Origin of the sequence: Allobosea caraganae (genome assembly GCF_003351345.1) — a bacterium.
Classification (GTDB): Bacteria; Pseudomonadota; Alphaproteobacteria; order Rhizobiales; family Beijerinckiaceae; genus Allobosea; species Allobosea caraganae.
In genome coordinates, this window is record NZ_QQTO01000037.1 from 269,180 (window position 1) to 284,151 (window position 14,972).

Genomic DNA, 14,972 nt, shown 5'->3' on the forward strand with positions numbered 1-14,972 from the left:
CCCTCAGATTCGTTCGATGATCTTGTCGCCGAACAGGCCCTGCGGCCTGAACAGCAGGAAGCCGAGCGCGATGAAATAGGCGAGCCAGCTCTCGATGCCGCCGCCGATCAGCGGCCCCCAGTAGAACTCCCCTAACTTCTCGCCGATGCCGATGATCAGCCCGCCGACGATGGCGCCCGGGATCGAGGTGAAGCCGCCGAGGATCAGCACTGGCAGCGCCTTCAGCGCCACGATCTCGAGCGCGAAGGAGACGTCCGAGCGCGCCCCCCACATGATGCCGGTGATCAGCGCGACGATGCCGGCGGTGAACCAGACGATCACCCAGATCTGGTTGAGCGAGATGCCGACCGAGAGCGCCGCCTTGTGGCTGTCGGCGACGGCCCTGAGTGCGCGGCCGATCCGGGTGTACTGGAAGAACAGCGCCAGCGCCGCGATCATGATCGAGGCGATGATCGCCGCGGCGATGTCGATCTTCTGGAAGGAGACGAAGCCGCCCAGGATCTTGGCGTCGATCGCGCCCTTGGGCAGGTAGAGCTGCTCGGTGATCATCTGCTTCGGGCTGCCGCCGAACACGGCCTCGCCGAAGCCGATCAGGAAATAGGTGATCCCGAAGGTCGCCATGAACAGGATGATGTCGGGCTGGTTGACCAGCGGCCGGAGCACGACGCGCTCGATCGTCACCGCGAGCACGAACATCACGCCGAGCGTCAGGATGACCGCCAGGAAGGCAGGCACCCCCTTCTCATGCAGGCCGACCAGCGTCAGCGCCGCGAACACGACCATGATGCCCTGCGCGAAGTTGAACACGCCCGAGGCCTTGAAGATCAGCACGAAGCCGAGCGCGATCAGCGCGTAGAGCACGCCGGAGACCAGCCCCTCCCAGATTGTCTGCACCAGCAGGTCCGGCGCAGTGACCATCTGCTGGAACGGGTCGATCAGCACGGCGTAGAGCGTGCCGGAGCCGTCGAGCTTGGCGCCGACGATGGCCAGCACCACGACGGCTACGAGGATGAGCCCGGCCTTGACCCAGCCATTGGCGAGGAGGTTCGGAGCGGGCCGTGTGGCGATGTCGCTCATGACCGGGCCTCCAGGCAAGCGGGCGCGGCAGGTTGGACGGGCCGCGACAGGTCCCCTTCCCCCCGCTTGCGGTGGGGAAGGGTTAGGGATGGGGGGGCGTGCAGGATGAAGCGCGACGGGCGTGCCAAGGCACTCGCCCCCCCACCCCAGCCCTCCCCACCGCAAGCGGGGGGAGGGGGCAGGTCGCGCCCGCCAAGAGCGCTGATGATCACGATCGCCCGCATCAATGCGCCACTCCCAGATAGGCGTCGATCACCTTCTGGTCGCGCTTGACCTCGTCGGGCGTCCCGTCGGCGATCTTGCGGCCGTATTCGAGCACGACGACGCGGTCGGACAGGTCCATGACCACGCCCATGTCGTGCTCGATCAGTGCGATCGTCGTGCCGAACTGGTTGTTCACGTCGAGGATGAAGCGGCACATGTCCTCCTTCTCCTCCAGGTTCATGCCGGCCATCGGCTCGTCGAGCAGCAGGAGCTCGGGCTCCATCGCCAGGGCACGGCCGAGCTCGACCCGCTTCTGCAGGCCATAGGGCAGCTTGCCGACCGGCAGCTTGCGGATGTGCTCGATCTGCAGGAAGTCGATGATGTCCTCGACCACCTTGCGGTGCTCGATCTCCTCGTTCATCGCCGGGCCATGGCGCAGCGCCTGCCAGAAGAAGCCGCGCTTCATCTTCAGCGTGCGGCCAGTCATGATGTTGTCGAGCGTCGACATGCCCTTGAACAGCGCGACGTTCTGGAAGGTGCGGGCGATGCCGGCCGCCGCCGCGCGATGCGGCTTCATCTTGTCCCGGCGCACGCCTTTGAAGGTGATCTGCCCTTCCTGCGGCTGGTAGAAGCCGTTGATGCAGTTCAGCATCGAGGTCTTGCCGGCGCCGTTGGGGCCGATGATGGCGCGGACCTCGCCCTTGCGGATGTCGAAGGAGACGTCCGAGATCGCCTTCACCCCGCCGAAGCGCAGCGAGACGTTCTGGACCGAGAGCAGCACCTCGCCCTTCCCCGCGGGGATCGGCGTGCCCGTCACGTTCAGCGGTTCCGCATTCATCATGCCGCCCTCGCCGCTGCCGGTCGCTCGGGCGCGGTGACCGGGTAGGTCTTGGCGTCGCGCACCTTGACCCGCGCCGAGATCACGCCCTTGCGGCCATCCTCGAAGGTGACTTCGGTGGAGATGTCGGCGGCCTCGGACCCGTCATAGAGCGCAGCCACCAAGGGCGCGTAGCGCTCCGCGATGAAGCCGCGCCGCACCTTCTGCGTCCGCGTCAGTTCGCCATCGTCGGCATCGAGCTCCTTGTGCAGGATCAGGAAGCGCTTGATCTGGGCCCCGCCCATCATCGGCTCCGCGGCGAGCGACCGGTTCACCTCGTCGATATGCCTGGCGACCATGTCGTAGACGAGGTCGTGCCCGGCCAGCTCCTGATAGGAGGCATAGACGACGTTGTTGCGCTCGGCCCAGTTGCCGACCGCGGTCAGGTCGATGTTCACAGCCACGGTGGCGTAGCCGCGGCCCTGGCCGAAGGCGACGGCCTCCTTGATGTTGGGATAGAACTTGAGCTTGTTCTCGATGTATTTCGGCGGGAACAGCTCGCCCGAGTTGAGCTTGCCGACATCCTTGGCCCGGTCGATGATCTTCAGGTGGCCGGTCTCGTCGAAGAAGCCGGCATCGCCGGAGCGGACATAGCCGTCCGCCGTCATCGTCTCCGCCGTCTTCTCCGGGTCCTTGAAATAGCCGCCGAAGATCGAGGGCGAGCGGTAGAGCACCTCGCCGTTCTCATCGAGCCTGATCTCGACCATCGGCGCCGGCCGGCCGACCGTATCCGCCCGGATCTCGCCGTTCGGCTGCATGGTGATGTAGATGCCGGCCTCGGTCTGCCCGTAGAGCTGCTTCAGGTTCACGCCGATCGAGCGGTAGAACTTGAACAATTCCGGGCCGATCGCCTCGCCCGCGGTATAGCCGACCTTGATCTTGGTCAGGCCGAAGCGGTTGCGCAGCGGCGCGTAGATCAGCATGTCGCCGAGTTTGTAGAGCAGCAGCGCTCCCAGCGGCACCGGCTCGCCGTTCAGGATCTTCTCGCCATGCTGCTTCGCCACGCCGAGGAAGTAGTGGAACATCCGGCGCATCAGCGGCCCGGCATCCTCCATGCGCACCATGGTGATGGTCAGCATGTTCTCGAACACGCGCGGCGGCGCGAAGGCGTAGGTGGTGCCGACCTCGCGCCGGTCTTCGATCACCGTCTCCGGCCCCTCCGGGCAATTGACGCAGAAGCCGGCGACGATCGCCTGCGCGTAGGAGAAGACGTGGTCGCCGACCCAGGCGATCGGCAGATAGGCGATGACCTCGTCCTGCTCGTTCAGCCCGTCGAACTGGCAGCCGATCTCGGCCGCCGTGATCACGTTGAAATGGCTGAGCATCACGCCCTTGGGCCGCCCGGTCGTGCCTGACGTGTAGAGGATGATGGCGAGGTCGGAGCCCGCGCCCTGCTCCATCTCGCGATCGATCGCCTCGCCGGCGGCCCCGTCCTTCAGGGCCTTGGCGCCGGAGGCGATGACGTCGCCGATATCGTGCAGCTTGCCATGGTCGTAGTCGCGCAGGCCGCGCGGCTCGTCATAGAGCATCTGGCGCAGGCGGGGCAGGCGATCGGCGATCGAGAGCACCTTGTCGACCTGCTCCTGGTCCTGCACGCAGGCGAAGACCGCCTCGGCATGATCCAGCACATAGGCCATCTCCTCGGCCACCGAGTCGGCATAAACAGGCACCGGCACCGCGCCGAGCCATTGCGCCGCGCACATCGACCAGTACAGCCGTGGCCGGTTGTAGCCGATGATCGCGACCTTATCGCCGCGCTTCAGGCCGAGATCCTGCAATCCCCTGGCATAGGCGCGGATCTGCTCGGCCGTTTCAGCCCAGGTCCAGGACTGCCAGATGCCGAGGTCCTTATGGCGGAACGCGGTGCGCTGGCCACGCTCGCGCGCATTGCGCATCAGCAATTTCGGAAACGTATCCGCCTGGCCGGCAGCGATGCTCGCCACGATGCCGTTCTCCTCCCTGAGCGGCCGCCGTACATGGCAGCGACCTCGTTCGGGTCGTTTCGACCCTTATTGTTCATGCAAGGGTTGCAGGACGGCCCCATCATCGCAAGTGGGGGCTTGACAGACAATCTGGTATTTGGTCGCTATTGTCCCGCCGAAGTGTGAGCGAGTGCGGACGCTCATCGTTCGGGCTGCCTGAGCTATCGCGGCCAGCCGCGCCAAAGTCCTGCCCCACGCCCTCCCCCCAGGCGCTTGCCATGAGCCCTTTCGAAATCGGCGGCATTGCGTTCGTGTGCGTGTTCGGCACCGCCTTGCTCGGAATGTTCCTGCGCTCGCGCCTGCCGGAACATCATCTGGACGTGGATTCGCGGGATGCGATCAAGCTTGCCACGGCCGTCATCGGGACATTGTCCGCGCTTGCCCTCGGCCTTCTGATCGCGTCCGCCAAGCGTTCCTTCGACGACGCCGGCGCGGAGCTGAGAACCGCCGCGGCGCGCGTGCTCCTGCTCGATCGCGTCATGATGCACTATGGGCCGGAGGCTGCGGAGATGCGCCGCACCTTGCGCAGGGTCATGGAGACGCGCGTAAACGGCAACAGGCCCCAGGCCATCAACAAGACGACGCTCGACGATGGCCTCGATATCGAGGCCGTGCAGGACGGGCTGCGAAACCTGTCCCCCCAGACCGATGGCCAACGCTGGCTTCAGGGGCGCGCGCTGCAGCTCAGCGGGCAGATCGCGGAAGCACGGTGGCTGCGGGCGGAGACCGAAGCGGGAGGGTTTCCCGGGCTGTTCCTCGTCTTCCTCGTCTTTTGGCTGGCGCTGCTCTTTGGCTCCTTCGGGCTGCTGGCTCCAGGCAACGCGACAGTCATGGCCACCCTGCTCGTCTGCACCCTCTCCGTTACCGGAGCGCTCGTGCTGATCATCGATATGGATCACCCATATCTTGGCTTCATTCGCGTGTCCGAAACACCCCTGCGGCTGGCGCTGGAGCGCCTCGGCCAGCATTGAACGCGCCCGGTCGGAGATCGCAGCGGCGGCGTTCTTCGCGCCACGTCCTGCCCCGCATGCGGCGCCTACCGCCTCAGCTCCTGCTCCGCCCCGCCATCGGCTCGGCGCCCCGCCGCGCCACCCAAAACGCCACCGCCCCAAGCGCCAGCGCCGCCAGGCTCCCCAGCGCGAAAACGCTCGAATATTGCAGCCCGACCTTGTCCACCAGCGGCCCGCCGCCGAAGGCCGCGATGCCGTAGCCGAGCTGGTAGAACGCGATCAGCGCGCCCAGCATCGACGCCATCTGCGCGGGGAACTCCTTGCCCGCGAAGCTCAGGCTCAGCGGCAGGATGGCCGAGCAGGCGAGGCCGACCAGCGCGAAGGCGGCGATGCCGGCCTGCGCGCTCTCGGCCCGCGCCACGAGCTGGAAGGCCAGAGCCAGCAGGAGCGGCAGGCCGAGATAGACCAGCCGCACGGGCAGCGCCCGCGCCAGCACCGCAAAGAGGATGCGGCCGAGCGTCAGCATCACCCAGAAGGCGGTGAGCGCGAAGGCCGCGTTCTCCGGCGAGACCTGGCGCTGCGTCGAGAGGTAGAGCGCCGCCCAGTTGCCGCTGAGCGTCTCGACGATGCCGTAGAGCAGCACCGCCGCCGCATAGACCCAGAAGCGGCCGGGCAGGCCCTGCGACCCACTAGTCGCGTCATAGGGCAGCTTCAGCGGCGCCCGCAGCGTCGCGAGCAGCAGCACGGCCAGCAGCAGGCTCATCAGGGCGGGCAGCGCCCACCACATGCCGAGCCAGGTGAAGAGCGCGATCAGCAGCGGCGCCAGCGCCGTGCCGAGGCCGATCAGCCCGTTCAGCGCCAGCATGGCCGAGTCCGGGCGCGGCGCGGCGAAGCCCTGGACCAGCGTGTTCAGCGTCATGGTGGTGAAGCCGAAGCCGAGCCCGAGCGTCGCGGTCGCCAGGCAGAGCACGATGAACGCCGACGGAGAGCCGATCAGCAGAGCGCTCGCGGCCAGCAGCGCCATCGATAGGACGTTGCCGCACAGCCCGAGCAGCAGCACGCCGCGCAGCCCGAGCCGGCGCGACAGCGACGAGCCGAAGGCCGCGGCAAAAATCGCCAGCACGACCTGCGGAATGAACATCGCGCCATATTGCGTGCCGGACAGGGCAAAGCCCGCGGGGCTGACGAGGATCGCGCTGGCGGCGGGGAACGAGACCAGCGCCAGGCCCTGCACGACGCCGATCAGGTAGAGCAGGCCGATTTCGAACCGGCTGGCAGTCTGTGGCATGGCTGAGCTCATCCGCGGCGCTGCAGCGGTGGTCGCCGATCTAGCGGCGGTTGGCAATAGAGAGAAGCGCGTCGGTATTCCCCGTCATTGCGAGCGCAGCGAAGCAATCCAGGGGACGTCGAGCGCAATCCCCCTGGATTGCTTCGCTTACGCTCGCAATGACGGTTCAGGCTTATCGGAAACCGCCCTATCCCTCGTAGCGCGCGAGTCTCTCCAGATCCAAAATCGTGATGGCGCCATGGCCGATCTCGACCAGCCCGAGATCGGCCAGCTTCGCCAGGCCCTGGTTGGCCATTTGCCGGGAGATGCCGGCGAGCAGGCCGAGCTCCTCCTGCGAGATCGACAGCGTCCGGTCGAGGTCGGGATAGAGGATCGGGTTGAACAGCCAGCTCAGGTTGCGCGCCAGCCGCGCCGTCGAATCGAGCATGCGGTCGTTCTCGGCCAGCGCGATGAACTGCGCCAGGCGCTCGTTGAACTGGTGCACGAGGAAGCGGTTGAAGGCGGCCGAGTGCTCGAACAGCCAGAGGAAGGTCGAGCGCCGCATCAGCGCGAGCCTGGTGTCGCGCAGCGCGACGAGATCGTAGCGCCGCGGCTCGGCCTTGATCACGGTGCCCTCGCCGAACCAGGCACCGGCGCGCAGCCCCGCCAGCGTCGCCGACTTGCCCTCCTTCGAGGTCGTGCTCATCTTGACCAGCCCCTCGGCGACGCCGGTCCAGGATTCCAGCCTGTCGCCGACATGGCAGATGTAGTTGCCCTTGCCGTAGCTCTTCAGGCTGACGCCGCGCCGCGCCTCCTCGAACTCCTCCGGCTTGAGGTCGCGGGACCAGGCGGCGATGCGGCGCAGGTCTTCGGGCGGGATCAAGGCAGGCTCACCGGGGCTGATGCGGGCTGTGCCGGCTCAGTATGGGGCAACGGACGCGGGAAGCTCAAGGTTACCCTTCTCCCCTCGCGGGAGAAGGTGGCTCGGCGAAGCCGAGACGGATGAGGGAAGGACGGTTGAGCTTGTGCAATCCTTCCCTCATCCGCCCCTAACGGGGCACCTTCTCCCCCAAGGGGAGAAGGAATCACTCCGCCGCCCGCGGCATTTCCAGCGCCTGGGCCGAGCCGTCGCGCAGCCGCTTCAACAGCTCGCCCTCCTCGGCCTTGGCCGCAACCAGGTGCCGCTCCTTGACGTGGCCGAAGCCGCGGATCTTCTCCGGGATCGCCGCCAGCGCCACGCAGAGCGCGTGGTTCTCCGGCGAAAGCTTGGCCAGGATCTCATCCAGCACCGCCTCGTAATCGGCGATGAGCCCGCGCTCGGTCTTGCGCTCCTTGGTGTAGCCGAACACGTCGAGGGCGGTGCCACGCAGGCCCTTCAGCTTCGCCAGCAGGCCGAACGCGCTCATCATCCACGGGCCGAAGCTCATCTTGCGCGGCACGCCGGTATTCGGATCGACCTTGGCCATCAGCGGCGGCGCGAGGTGGAACTCGTAGCGCAGCTTCTGACCGGAGGCGCTGTCCTTCTCGAAGGTCGCGGCGACCTGCTTCTGGAACGAGCCGTCGGCATAAAGCCGCGCCACCTCGTACTCGTCCTTGTAGGCCATCAGCTTGAACAGGTAGCGCGCGACGGTCTCGGCCAGCGCGCTCTGCCCCGGCAACACTTGAGTCTCCCTGACCTGTATCTTGGCGACGAGGTGGCGGTAGCGCGCCGCATAGGCCACGTTCTGGTAGGCGGTGAGGAAGTCGACGCGCCGGGCGATGATCTCCTCCAGCGACTCGGAGATGTGCCGCGCCTGCGTCGGCGCCTTGGCCTCGGCCAAGGAGGCGACCAGCGCCGCCGGATCATGCGCCGCCCGGCGGCCGAGCTCGAAGGCCTGCTTGTTCATGGCGACGGCCTCGCCGTTGAGCTCGATCGCCCTGAGCAGCGCCGCGCGCGACAGCGGCACGCCGCCGAACTGCCAGGCGTAGCCGAGCATGAACATGTTGGCGGCGATGGCATTGCCGAGGAAGGCGGTCGCGGCGGCCGTGGCATCGACGAAATGCGTCTGCTCGCGGCCGGCGGCCGAGAGGATGCCGCGCTTCAACCGCTCGATCGGCAGCGAGAAATCGGCGTTGCGGGTGAAGTCGCCCGGCATGCTCTCGGCGGTGTTGACGACGACGGTCGAGCCGCTCGGCTTGATCGCGCCCAGCACCTTCTTCGAGCCGGTGACGGTGAGGTCGCAGCCGAGCACGAGGTCGGCCTCTCCCGCGGCGACACGGATCGCGTGGATCGCGTCGGGCTTGGGCGCCAGCTTGACGTGACTGAACACCGCCCCGCCCTTCTGCGCCAGGCCGGCCATGTCGATCATGCCGCAGCCCTTGCCTTCAAGGTGGGCGGCCATGCCGAGGATGGCGCCGATCGTCACCACGCCGGTGCCGCCGACGCCGGTCACCACGACAGCGAAGCTGCGGGTGAGTTCCGGCACGACCGGCTCCGGAATCTCCGCCGAGCCGAACGCGCCGACATCGAGCCGCTTCGGCTCCGCCTTCTTCGGCCGCGCGCCATGCACGGTGACGAAGGAGGGGCAGAAGCCCTTCACGCAGGAGAAGTCCTTGTTGCAGTTCGACTGGTCGATCTGGCGCTTGCGGCCGAACTCGGTCTCGAGCGGCTGCACCGAGACGCAGTTCGACTGCACGCCGCAATCGCCGCAGCCCTCGCAGACCAGCTCGTTGACGATGACGCGCTTGTCGGGATCGGGATAGGTGCCGCGCTTGCGCCGGCGCCGCTTCTCGGTGGCGCAGGTCTGGTCGTAGAGCAGCAGCGAGACGCCCGGCACCCCGGCGAGTTCGCGCTGCACGACGTCGAGATCGTCGCGATGGTGGATCGTCGTGCCCGCCGGCCATTGCGTGCCGGGCGCGTACTTGTCCGGCTCGTCTGTGACCACCGCGATGCGCTGCACGCCCTCGCCGGCAATCTGGCGGGCCATCTGGTCGGGCGAGAGGTGGCCTTCCGCCTGCTGGCCGCCGGTCATCGCGACGGCGTCGTTATAGAGCAGCTTGTAGGTGATGTTGACGCCGGCCGCGACCGCCCAGCGGATCGCGAGCGAGCCGGAATGGGTGTAGGTGCCGTCGCCGAGATTCTGGAAGACGTGCGGCCTGGTCGAGAACGGCGCCTCGCCGATCCAGTTCGCGCCCTCGCCACCCATCTGGGTGAAGCCGAAGGTCTCGCGGTCCATCCACTGCACCATGTAGTGGCAGCCGATGCCGGCATAGGCGCGCGAGCCCTCCGGGACCACGGTCGACGTGTTGTGCGGGCAGCCCGAGCAGTAATAGGGCGTGCGCTTGGCGATGTCCTGCGCCTCCGCCAGCCGCCCCTGCGCCTTGGCGATCTCCTCCAGCCGCGCCCGCAGGCCGGGATCGTCCTGGTATTGCAGCAGGCGTGCGCCGAGCGCGATCGCGACGTCGTTGGGGTCGAGCGCACCATGGACCGGGAAGAGCCAGTCGCCGTTCTCGTCCTTCTTGCCGATCACCATGGGCTGCTGCTCGGAGCCGTAGAGCTCCTCGCGCACCTGCACTTCGATCAGCGAGCGCTTCTCCTCGACCACCATGATCAGGTCGAGCCCTTCGGCGAAGCTCTTCAGCTCGGAGGGGTCGATCGGCCAGGGGCAGGCCACCTTGAACAGGCGGATGCCGAGATCGTTCGCCTTGACCTCGTCGAGGCCGAGATCGTCCAGCGCCTGGCGCACGTCGAGATAGGACTTTCCGACCGTGATGATGCCGATGCGCGGCTTTTGCCCGCCCGAGGTGATGGTGTGGTTGAGCTTGTTGGCGCGCAGATAGGCCAGGATCGCGGCGCGCTTGTGGATGTGCAGCCGCTTCTCCTGCTCGAGGAAGTCGAGCTCGCGGCGGATGCTGAGGCCGCCCGGCGGCATGATGAAGTCGCTCGGCGTGACGATCTCGACCCGGTCGATCGAGCCGTCGACCGACGCGGTCGATTCGATGTTGTCCTTGACGCATTTGATGCCGACCCACACGGAGGCGAAGCGCGAGAGCGCCAGCCCGTGCAGGGAATAGTCCATGATCTCCTGGACGCCGGCCGGGTTCAGGATCGGCATCATCCGGTCGACGAAGACGAATTCGGTCTGGTGCGCGTTGGTCGAGGATTCGGCGGTGTGGTCGTCGCCCATCAGGCAGATCACGCCGCCATGCGGCGAGGTGCCGGCCATGTTGCCGTGGCGGAACACGTCGCCGGAGCGGTCGACGCCCGGCCCCTTGCCGTACCAGAGCGCGAAGACGCCGTCGTACCGGCCTTCGCCCTGCAGTTCGGCCTGCTGCGTGCCCCAGACGGCTGTCGCCGCGAGGTCCTCGTTCAGGCCCGGCTGGAACACGACGTTCGAGGCCTTGAGCTGCTTGCCGGCGCGCGCCAGCTGCTGGTCGAGCCCGCCGAGCGGCGAGCCGCGATAGCCGGAGACGAAGCCGGCGGTGTTCAGCCCCGCCCGCCTGTCGCGCTCGCGCTGGACCATCAGCATGCGGGCGATGGCCTGCGTGCCGGTCAGGAAGATCTTTTGCTTGGTAAGGTCGTATTTGTCGTCGAGCGCGACCTCGCGCAAACCGCTGGCATCGGCCTGAGCGGTGACGCCGGACTTCTGCTGCATCTCGGCCATGGCCGACCTCCCACGATCGTCCGTTGACGGAAATATGGGGCGGGTTGGCCCAGCCTCCAACCTGATATTATGTCAGCAATGCTGACATATATTCCACGAGCCGTCAATCAGCTTGGGACGGTTCCAATTTGTGCGCCGCGATTTGGCCCCGTTTGCGGGCGAAGGCTGTGATGCTATTTCGTTGCAGAGTCGGCGTATGCCTTCAGTGGTCGCCCACCCTCATGCAGCACGCGCAGGATCGAGACCTTGAAGCAACCCCTGACCGGCTCGGCCCTGCTTGCCCTGGTTGCGCTCTGGCTCGGCTTCACCATCCCGGCCCAGGCGCATCCGCACGTCTTCGTCAACGCCAAGGCCGAGATCGTCTACGCGCCGGATGGCAGCGTGCAGGCGCTCAGGCACATCTGGAGCTTCGACGAGGCCTATTCGGCCTACATCACCCAGGGGCTCGACAAGAACAACGACGGCAAGCTGACGCCCGACGAGCTGACCGACCTCGCCAAGGTCAACATGGAATCGCTGCCTGAGGTCGGCTACTTCACCATCGCCAAGGCCAACGGCAAGCAGCAGGAGTTCGGCCCGCCGAGCGATGCCTCGCTCGCCTTCGAGAACAAGATCCTGACGCTGACCTTCACCCTGCCGCTGAAGAACCCGCCGCACGCCAACCGCTCCTTCGGCATCGAGATCGGCGACCCCACCTATTTCGTCGCCTTCGACATCGTCGACGTGCCCGATGCGGTCGTCACCCGCGATGCGCCGAAAGGCTGCGTCGTCCGCGTCGCCCGCCCGCCCAAGCTCGACCCCGCGACCCAGCTCAAGCTGGCGCAGGAGGACATCACCGCGACGCCGGACATGAGCAGCTACCAGGTCACCACCCGCGCGCTGGTCGCATGTCCCTGAGTACGGCCTCCCAAACCCTGAGCCCTCATCCTGAGGAGCCGCGCAGCGGCGTCTCGAAGGATGCTCCCGTGCGCGCTGGAGCATCCTTCGAGACGCGGACTGCGTCCGCTCCTCAGGATGAGGGCTCAGGGAAAAGCGCAAAATCCCTGCTCCCGCGCCTCGCCGTGGCCGTGCTCGCGCTCGCACTGGTCGCCGGCGCGCTCGCACTGCTCGCCTGGCTGATCGCGCTCTACGCGCCGCCGCCACCACCTCCCCCGCGCAATCCCTTCGGCACGGCCCTGCCGCGCGAGGCCCTGCCCTCGACCACCGGCTTCGGCGCGCTGCTGATCGCCTGGCAATCGAGCTTCTACCGCGAGCTGACCGCGACGCTGAAGGCGATCCACGACAGCGGCGCGGCCCTGCCCGCCCTGCTCTGGCTCTCCTTCGCCTATGGCGTCTTCCACGCCGCCGGCCCCGGCCACGGCAAGGCGGTGATCTCCGGCTACATCGTCGCCGACAATCGCAGCCTCTGGCGCGGGCTGGCGCTCAGCTTCGCCGCCGCGATCGTGCAGGCGCTGGTCGCCATCGCGCTGGTCGCGGTGCTGACGCTGGTGCTGCGCGCGACGGCAGCGACGATGAACGCCGCGACAACCGTGATCGAGCAGGGCAGCTTCGTCCTGGTCTCCCTGGTCGGGCTCTACGTGCTCTGGCGCAAATCCGGCGCACTGGTGGCGCTGAGCGGCAACGCCGCCATGCACGACCCGACCTGCGACCATGTCCACCTGCCTGGCCCGGACGAGGTCGCCCGCCTCAAGGGCTGGCGCGAGATGGCGGGCGTCGTCTTCGCGGCCGGCCTGCGCCCCTGCGCCGGCGCGCTGATCGTCCTCGTCTTCGCCAATGCGCAGCAGCTCTTCTGGGCCGGCATCGCCGCAGCCTTCGCCATGGCGCTCGGCACGGCGCTGACCACCGGCGCGCTGGCGGCGGTCGCGGTCTTCTTCAAGTTCACGGCGCTCAAACTCGCCGGCGGCGGCAGCGCCCGCGGCGCCTACGCGATCATGGCGCTGGAGGTGCTGGCGGCGGCCTTCGTCGCGGTACTCGGCGCGGCCCTGTTCTTCGGGCTCTGGATCGGCGGACAGGGCAGCTGAACGCCCCTGCCCTTCTCCCCTTGCGGGAGAAGGTGGCTTGGCGAAGCCGAGACGGATGAGGGGTCGCGCGACGGTTCCCAATTCGACACTTGAGTTGCTCTGTTACTTGGCAAGGGCAGCGCGACCCCTCATCCGGCGCTGCGCGCCACCTTCTCCCGCAAGGGGAGAAGGAAGCTACCCCTCCGGATCGTTCTCCAGCACAATCGGCTTGCCATGCGGCGTCGCCTCGGCGGCGCGCTCCCAGGCAGCCGCCCGCGCATCGACGCCGTCATGCGAGGCCAGTCCCTTCGCGATCAGCAGGTGCTCCAGCGCCTCGCACCAGCGCTCGTAATAATCCGAGCCGTCCTTGCAGCCCCCGGCCGCCACCGCCTCGCGGATCTCGGCACCGAGCGCCTCCGCCCATTCCTGCGCCGTGAACACGCCCTTGTTCTGCAGCGCGACGACGAGCGCAAACGCCTGCGCCTGCCAGGGCTCGGCAAAGACGGGACCGTCGGCATCGCGCGGGATCGGCGTGTCGGCGGCGAGCGCCGCCGCCAGATCCGCCTCAGGCCGGCTCAAGATAGCTCTCCCAGGCATCGATGCTGACGGAGAGCGTCGGATCGGCGCCCCGGCCCCACAGCTCCGGCCCGCTGAACTCGACGGTGTAGAGCCATTGCGGCTGCTCGCCGCCGCCATGCGCGCTCGCATCCGGGAAGACATGCGCGCCATGGACCAGCACGACGGTACCCTGCTTGGCGCGGGCATAGCGCGGCAGCCTTGTATGGCCGGTCGGGTTCATGTTGATGGTGCGGACTGTGTCGCCCGGCTGGAAGCGCTGCGGGCCCGCAGCCGGCCGCTCGGTCGGCCCGCCCTTGGCCAGCGCGCCCGAAACCATCTCGGCCTTGAGCACGCGCTTCGGCTGGATCGGCGGCAGGCTGGCCTCGCCGCTCGCCATTTCCCCGGCGCTCAGGAAGCCGTGGCGCTCGAGCAGGGTCGAGAGCCCCTTGATCCAGATCTCGTAATAGCTCGACGACAGGTAGTCGGCCGGGCGCAGGCTCTCGCGCGCATGCCGGCTCTCGTCGATGGTCCAATGGCCCATGCCGCCCGACGCGACGGTCAGCGCCATGGCGCGGGGCTCCCAGGCGGCGTGATAGAGCGGCTCGTCCTGTTCGGGGTTGACCGGGCCAAAACCCATTTGCCCGCCGAGATCCTGCGCGCCGTTCATGCCGCTTCCTCCTCCGGCTGTCGCGCGAGGCCAGTGCCGATCATCGCGTCGCGCGTGACGAGGTCGGCGAGCCTCTCCTCGCTCCAGCCCTCGGTACCGGCCGGGCGCTCGGGGATGACGAGATAGCGGATCTCCGCCGTCGAATCCCAGACGCGGATGCGCTTCGCCTCGGGCAGGGTCACGCCGAATTCCGCCAGCACGCCGCGCGGGTCGATGACCGCCCGCGAGCGATAAGGCGGCGACTTGTACCAGACCGGCGGCAGGCCGAGCACGCTCCACGGGTAGCAGGAGCAGAGCGTGCAGACGACCATGTTGTGCTCGTCGGCGCTGTTCCAGACGCTGACCATGTGCTCGCCCTGCCGGCCGCTATAGCCGAGCTCGGCGATCGCCGCCGTCGCATCCTGCTTCAGCCGCGCGGCGTAGGCCGGGTCGCTCCAGGCCCTCGCCACGACGCGGGCGCCGTTGCGCGGGCCGACCTTGGTCTCGTAGGTGTCGATGATCACGTCGAGCGCGGCCGGGTCGACATAGCCCTTCTCGACCATCAGCGATTCCAGCGCCTTCACCCGCGCCTCGATCGGCGTGAAGTGGTTGTCGTGCTCGTGCTCGTGCTCGTGGTCGTGGTCGTGGTCGTGGTCGTGGTCGTGGTCGTGGTCGTGATGGTGGTGATCGTGCCCGCTCATCGTCGTGCCTCCTCCCAGCCTCGTCATTGCGAGGAGCGAAGCGACGAAGCAATCCAGGGGGACCGGG

The 14,972-nt window shown here is 67.7% G+C and carries 12 protein-coding genes; 3 read left to right on the top strand and 9 right to left on the bottom strand.

The annotated features are described in order from the left end of the window. Positions 1–3: 3 nt before the first annotated feature. From DWF00_RS25795 to DWF00_RS25805, 3 genes are all read right to left on the bottom strand, one after another. The gene (locus tag DWF00_RS25795; protein WP_114828477.1) at positions 4–918 is read right to left on the bottom strand and encodes a branched-chain amino acid ABC transporter permease; all 915 of its coding nucleotides are present in this window, start codon (positions 916–918) and stop codon (positions 4–6) included. Positions 919–1,300: 382 nt separating this feature from the next. Next, a complete protein-coding gene (locus tag DWF00_RS25800) occupies positions 1,301–2,119 on the bottom strand; it encodes an ABC transporter ATP-binding protein (RefSeq protein WP_114828476.1) in 819 nt (272 codons plus the stop codon). Further along, entirely contained in the window at positions 2,119–4,053 is a 1,935-nt protein-coding gene (locus DWF00_RS25805; protein ID WP_181832557.1) for an AMP-dependent synthetase/ligase, read from the bottom strand. Before DWF00_RS25805 ends, DWF00_RS25800 begins: the two co-directional genes overlap by 1 nt. 305 nt (positions 4,054–4,358) lie before the next feature. On the opposite strand from DWF00_RS25805, the gene DWF00_RS25810 reads away from it, so the two are divergent. Further along, positions 4,359–5,111 (top strand): bestrophin-like domain, encoded by a 753-nt coding sequence (locus DWF00_RS25810; RefSeq protein ID WP_114828326.1) that lies wholly within the window; start codon positions 4,359–4,361, stop codon positions 5,109–5,111. Between the two features lie 73 nt (positions 5,112–5,184). On the opposite strand, the gene DWF00_RS25815 is transcribed toward DWF00_RS25810, so the two are convergent. From DWF00_RS25815 to DWF00_RS25825, 3 genes are all read right to left on the bottom strand, one after another. Continuing rightward, complete coding sequence (locus DWF00_RS25815) at positions 5,185–6,378, bottom strand: MFS transporter (protein ID WP_114828325.1); 1,194 nt, start codon at positions 6,376–6,378, stop codon at positions 5,185–5,187. Between the two features lie 187 nt (positions 6,379–6,565). Further along, a complete protein-coding gene (locus DWF00_RS25820) occupies positions 6,566–7,240 on the bottom strand; it encodes a Crp/Fnr family transcriptional regulator (RefSeq protein ID WP_114828324.1) in 675 nt (224 codons plus the stop codon). A gap of 202 nt (positions 7,241–7,442) precedes the next feature. Beyond that, on the bottom strand, positions 7,443–11,000 hold the full coding sequence (locus tag DWF00_RS25825) for an indolepyruvate ferredoxin oxidoreductase family protein (RefSeq protein WP_425453182.1): 3,558 nt from the start codon (positions 10,998–11,000) through the stop codon (positions 7,443–7,445). Positions 11,001–11,246: 246 nt separating this feature from the next. Here DWF00_RS25825 and DWF00_RS25830 point away from each other — a divergent pair, with 246 nt between their 5' ends. Together DWF00_RS25830 and DWF00_RS25835 are read left to right on the top strand one after the other, a co-directional pair. Further along, positions 11,247–11,897 carry a DUF1007 family protein gene (locus DWF00_RS25830; protein ID WP_181832545.1) on the top strand — a complete coding sequence of 217 codons (651 nt, stop codon included), beginning with the start codon at positions 11,247–11,249 and terminating at the stop codon, positions 11,895–11,897. Between the two features lie 164 nt (positions 11,898–12,061). Then, complete coding sequence (locus tag DWF00_RS25835; RefSeq protein ID WP_245974310.1) at positions 12,062–13,021, top strand: nickel/cobalt transporter; 960 nt, start codon at positions 12,062–12,064, stop codon at positions 13,019–13,021. A gap of 174 nt (positions 13,022–13,195) precedes the next feature. Here the strand turns inward: DWF00_RS25835 and DWF00_RS25840 are convergent, their stop codons facing one another. The 3 genes from DWF00_RS25840 to nthA are packed head-to-tail and all read right to left on the bottom strand — an operon-like array spanning position 13,196 to position 14,905. Then, complete coding sequence (locus DWF00_RS25840) at positions 13,196–13,579, bottom strand: nitrile hydratase accessory protein (protein WP_245974312.1); 384 nt, start codon at positions 13,577–13,579, stop codon at positions 13,196–13,198. After that, on the bottom strand, positions 13,566–14,225 hold the full coding sequence (gene nthB, locus DWF00_RS25845; protein ID WP_114828321.1) for a nitrile hydratase subunit beta: 660 nt from the start codon (positions 14,223–14,225) through the stop codon (positions 13,566–13,568). Before nthB ends, DWF00_RS25840 begins: the two co-directional genes overlap by 14 nt. Beyond that, a complete protein-coding gene (gene nthA, locus DWF00_RS25850; RefSeq protein WP_114828320.1) occupies positions 14,222–14,905 on the bottom strand; it encodes a nitrile hydratase subunit alpha in 684 nt (227 codons plus the stop codon). Before nthA ends, nthB begins: the two co-directional genes overlap by 4 nt. Positions 14,906–14,972: the final 67 nt, after the last annotated feature.

What these genes read in the sequence shown, in the direction of transcription:
- DWF00_RS25795 (WP_114828477.1), bottom strand. Translation starts at nt 918, where the DNA reads ATGGTCACTGCGCCGGACCTGCTGGTGCAGACAATCTGGGAGGGGCTG.
- DWF00_RS25800 (WP_114828476.1), bottom strand. Translation starts at nt 2,119, where the DNA reads ATGAATGCGGAACCGCTGAACGTGACGGGCACGCCGATCCCCGCGGGG.
- DWF00_RS25805 (WP_181832557.1), bottom strand. Translation starts at nt 4,053, where the DNA reads ATGCGCAATGCGCGCGAGCGTGGCCAGCGCACCGCGTTCCGCCATAAG.
- DWF00_RS25810 (WP_114828326.1), top strand. Translation starts at nt 4,359, where the DNA reads ATGAGCCCTTTCGAAATCGGCGGCATTGCGTTCGTGTGCGTGTTCGGC.
- DWF00_RS25815 (WP_114828325.1), bottom strand. Translation starts at nt 6,378, where the DNA reads ATGCCACAGACTGCCAGCCGGTTCGAAATCGGCCTGCTCTACCTGATC.
- DWF00_RS25825 (WP_425453182.1), bottom strand. Translation starts at nt 11,000, where the DNA reads ATGGCCGAGATGCAGCAGAAGTCCGGCGTCACCGCTCAGGCCGATGCC.
- nthB (WP_114828321.1), bottom strand. Translation starts at nt 14,225, where the DNA reads ATGAACGGCGCGCAGGATCTCGGCGGGCAAATGGGTTTTGGCCCGGTC.
- nthA (WP_114828320.1), bottom strand. Translation starts at nt 14,905, where the DNA reads ATGAGCGGGCACGATCACCACCATCACGACCACGACCACGACCACGAC.